Genomic DNA, 3,931 nt, shown 5'->3' on the forward strand with positions numbered 1-3,931 from the left:
GCCGCCCGCGCCCCCCGCGCCCCCCCGAGCCGCCTTGCTGCCGCTCGGGGGCCGCGTCCCGCAGGTCACACGCCGGGCGGCATGACCTCCTGCGGGTGGGCCGGCGGCGTGATGAGCTGGGCGTTCTTCGTCGCCGGGTTCACGTCGCGGTGGATGGCGCGGGCGACGGCCTGGATGGCGTCGATGCCGCCCTGCCAGGTGCGGTTGCCGTGGGTGAGGACCGACATGGTGTACGTCCGGCCGCCGGCCGTGAAGGCACCGATGCTGTGTACGCGCCAGAGGCCGTCCCGGTCGCGCTGCAGCCAGCCGTTCTTGACGTGGACCTTGGTGCCCTTGGGGGCGCCGGCCGGGGTGCCCCAGCGCTGCGACGGGATCACCTTGTTCATCAGGTCGAGGGCGTAGGCCCGGGACTTGTCGGTGATCAGCTTGTTGTGCGTGGTGAGGAGGGAGAGGAGCCGCTGCTCGTCCCGGGCGGTGATCTGGGTGGTGCCCCAGGTCTGGTTGGGCAGCGTGCGCTGCATGCCGGCGGCCTTGACGAAGGACTTGATCTTCGCCGTGGTGAGCCGGTTGCGGAGCTCCGTCGTGGAGTCGTTGTCCGACTCGGTGATCATCTTCTTGGCGAGCGCCTTCTCGCGCGACGACAGCGAGCGCTTCGCCCGGTCGGCGTCCCACAGCAGGGTGCCCAGGACGATCGGCTTGAAGACGCTCGCGGAGTCGAACTGCCGGTCCGCGTCGTAGGTGCAGGTCGTCTTCGTCTTCGGGTCGTCGAGCGCGATGCCCATGTGGCCGGCCCGGCCGCGCAGTGCCGCGGTGATGTCCTTGGTGAGCTTGGCGGCGAGCCCCGCCTTGGCCGAGGTGCAGACGACCTTCGGGCCCGCGGCGGCGGCCGGCTCAGCCACGGCGAGCGGCGCGGCGACGGCCGTCACCGCGACGGCGGTGGCGAGGGCGCGGCGCGGCAGGCGGCGGGCTCTCGGCGCGGCGCCGGCAGCCGGGGCCGTGTCGGATATCGGAGCGGCGTCGGATATCGGGCCGGCGTCGGGCATCGAGTGTGCGGTCATGGCGGGTTCCCCCCTGGAATGGGCCGTGGCGGGGCGGCCGGGAGGGGATCGCCCCTCTGGTCCCATCGACCCCGCCGTTGTATCGAATGGCTGCACGATTCTCGCCCATGCTTCCTCCTGAGGGGACGGGTGGTCCGTCTCCGTCTGCGTCCGGCCGCCCGGAACTCTCGCGTCCGGGAGGCTGTCCGAATCGGCGTCGCCGCAACGCCCGCCCTGCCGCTGGGTGTTGGCGCCGTCACGGCGCCTCCTTCCCCGCCGCCCGCGCGTACCGCTCCTGGTCGGCGAGGAAGCCGGCCGTGTACAGCCGGCGCGGGGCGAACAGCGCGGTCAGCGTCAGCCGGGCCTCGGAGCGTTCGACGGCGTGGGGGACCAGGGAGTGGGTGGCGTCCGGGTAGCGGGCGACGCGCAGGGTGCGGGGCGGGAGCAGCCGGCGGTAGACGGCCTCCGTCTCGGCGACGTCCACGTTGACGTCGTGGCCCGCCACGACCAGCAGCACCGGGGTGCCGCGCGCCGCCCGCAGGTCCGCGGTGGCGTCGGCGGTGTGGTTGCGGGTCACGAACCGCCAGCGGGCGGGCGTCATGTCCGCCTCCTCGCCGAGTGCCGCGCGGTACGCGGCGTACGGCGCCCGGCGCCGCAGCAGGCCGAGGACCGTCTCGCGGCGGCGCAGCGCGGCGGCCGTTTCCTGGGCGGACGCGCCGTCCCGGCGGAGTTCGGCGAGGAGGTTGTAGCGGCCCTGCCGCAGCCAGTTGACGGCGGGGGAGACGGCGATGACGAACCGCAGCCCGCGGTCCCTGGCCGCGACCTTGGGCAGCACCCAGCCGGCCTGGCTGGCGCCCCACAGGCCGACGCGGCGGCCGTCGATGTCCGGCAGGGTGCGGACCCAGGTCACGGCGGCCAGCGTTTCGTCGGCGCGGTCGGCCATGCTCTGGTCGAGCCAGTCGCCCTCCGAGCCGCCGACGCCGGGCTTGTCGAGGGAGAGCGACGCGTAGCCCGCGCGGGCGAACGCCTCCCACAGCGGCCGGTAGTACGTGTCGTGCGTGGCGTTCACGGGGCCGTCGCCGTGCACGAAGACGACCGCTCCGAACGGCCCCGGCCCCGTCTTCGGCCGGGCCAGCACCCCGGTGAGCTGCCGTCCCGCGTGACGTAGTGTCACCCGTTCCTCGCGCAGGTCGTAGGTGTGCTGCCAGACGACGACCCCGACCGGCACCGCCGCCGCGACCAGCACTCCCACCAGGGACCACACGACCGCCCGCCACCGGCGCCGTAGCGCACGCCGCACGCGTCCACCGGACACGTCCATCACCTTGCCTTCGAAATCGTTCATCTTCAAAACGCTCGTGCTGATGATGAACGTATTAAGATCGATAGCACAAGGCCGGTTCGTAGTTCGGGATCAGGGAGGGACGAGTGGGCCCGGTGAGGAACGAGAGCGGCGGCGGTGCGCTGCCGGAGGTACGCCGCGGGGTGCCCGAGGGCGCCGAGGAGCGGGTGGCGGAGCTCTACTGGGAAGCGTTCGGGCGCAAACTCGGGCCCGCCCTCGGCCCGCCCGACCGGGCCCGCGCCTTCCTCGCCGCCCACCTGCACCGCGACCGCGGCGTCACCGCGCTCGTCGGCGGCCGGGTGGTCGGCGTGGCCGGCTACCGGCTCGGCGACCGCGCGCTGACCGGCGGCGGCGCGCGCGACGTCCTGGCGGCCTACGGACCGCTCCGGGGCCTGCCCCGGCTGGCGCTCCTGGCCCTGTTCGAACGGACGCCCGCCGACGGCGAGCTCGTGATGGACGGCCTCGCCGTGGAGGCCGGCCTGCGCGGCCGGGGCATCGGCGGCCTGCTGCTCGGGGAGGTCGCCGCCGTGGCGGCCGAGAACGGCTGCCGGCGGATCCGGCTGGACGTCATCGACGCCAACCCCAGGGCGCGCGCCCTGTACGAGCGGCACGGTTTCACCGCCGTCCGCACCGAACGCACCCCGTACCTGCGGGGGCTCATGGGCTTCGGCGCCGTGACGACCATGCGGCTGCCGGTACCGGCCGGAAGGGGGGCGGCGGCGTGAGCGAGAAGAAGAACACCGACCGGCCCGCCCGCCCCGAGGTGCCCACCCGGCTGCTCGTGCACGCCCTCGTCCGGGAGGACGGCACGGTCGACGCCGGGGAACTGTACGAGGTCGCCGGCCTGCTCGGCATGACCGACCAGCAAGTGCGGCTGTGCGCACGGCGCCTGGTGGCCGAGGGCCGGTTCACCCAGGACGGCCGGGGCCGCAAGGCGGTGCTGCGCGCCGTCGCGGGGGCGGACGGGTCGTTCGCGCCGGACGCGGCGTACGTCCGCCACGCCTACCGGCAGGACCGCGGCCTCGCCCCCTGGGACGGCCGGTGGCACGTGTTCGCGTTTGCCGTCCCCGAGGCCCGCAGGGCCGCCCGCGACGCCCTGCGCGACGCCCTCCTCCACCTCGGCGCGGCACCCGCGCAGGGCGGGCTGTACGTGAGCGCCAACGACATCACCGCCCCCGTCGAGGCCCACGCCCGCCGCTGCGGCGTCGACGGCTCGCTCACCGTCCTCACCACCACCGACCTGCGCGTCGGCGGACTCGGCGAGCCGCGGGCCCTGGCCGCCGCGCTCTGGCCGCTGGACGAGATCGCCGAACGGCACCACCGGCTCGCCGCCGTCGCCCGCGCCTGCCACGCCGAACTCGACACCGAACCCCGGCCGTCGGACGCCGCGCGGCTCACCCTGGCCGTCGGACTGGCGACCGAGTTCGCCCGCGCCATGACCCCGGACCCCCTGCTCCCGCCCGAACTCCTGCCCCGGCCCTGGCCGGGCGCCGAAGCCCGGCGGCTGACGGCCACCTGCTGGCAGCGACTCCGCGCCGCCGGCCCGGAGGGG

Annotated in this window: 4 protein-coding genes; 2 read left to right on the forward strand and 2 right to left on the reverse strand. The window is 75.2% G+C overall.

Annotated features, from left to right (window positions below):
• Nucleotides 1–65: 65 nt before the first annotated feature.
• Together ACSNOK_RS31480 and ACSNOK_RS31485 are read right to left on the reverse strand one after the other, a co-directional pair.
• Nucleotides 66–1,058 (reverse strand): serine hydrolase, encoded by a 993-nt coding sequence (locus ACSNOK_RS31480; protein ID WP_436784208.1) that lies wholly within the window; start codon nucleotides 1,056–1,058, stop codon nucleotides 66–68.
• Between the two features lie 235 nt (nucleotides 1,059–1,293).
• Nucleotides 1,294–2,382, reverse strand: coding sequence for an alpha/beta hydrolase family protein (locus ACSNOK_RS31485; protein WP_436784209.1), 1,089 nt, complete (start codon nucleotides 2,380–2,382; stop codon nucleotides 1,294–1,296).
• A 92-nt stretch (nucleotides 2,383–2,474) separates the two neighbouring features.
• Here ACSNOK_RS31485 and ACSNOK_RS31490 point away from each other — a divergent pair, with 92 nt between their 5' ends.
• Both ACSNOK_RS31490 and ACSNOK_RS31495 read left to right on the forward strand, forming a co-directional pair.
• Nucleotides 2,475–3,104 carry a GNAT family N-acetyltransferase gene (locus tag ACSNOK_RS31490; RefSeq protein ID WP_436784210.1) on the forward strand — a complete coding sequence of 210 codons (630 nt, stop codon included), beginning with the start codon at nucleotides 2,475–2,477 and terminating at the stop codon, nucleotides 3,102–3,104.
• Nucleotides 3,101–3,931 (forward strand): PaaX family transcriptional regulator C-terminal domain-containing protein (locus ACSNOK_RS31495; protein ID WP_436784211.1); only part of this gene is annotated, 831 nt, incomplete at its 3' end. The genes ACSNOK_RS31490 and ACSNOK_RS31495, both read left to right, overlap by 4 nt.

This window comes from Streptomyces sp. URMC 126 (assembly GCF_051386555.1).
Classification (GTDB): domain Bacteria; phylum Actinomycetota; class Actinomycetes; order Streptomycetales; family Streptomycetaceae; genus Streptomyces.

Bases quoted from the DNA above. Each gene is read 5' to 3' on its own strand.
- ACSNOK_RS31485 (WP_436784209.1), bottom strand. From the start codon at position 2,382: ATGAACGATTTCGAAGGCAAGGTGATGGACGTGTCCGGTGGACGCGTG.
- ACSNOK_RS31480 (WP_436784208.1), bottom strand. From the start codon at position 1,058: ATGACCGCACACTCGATGCCCGACGCCGGCCCGATATCCGACGCCGCT.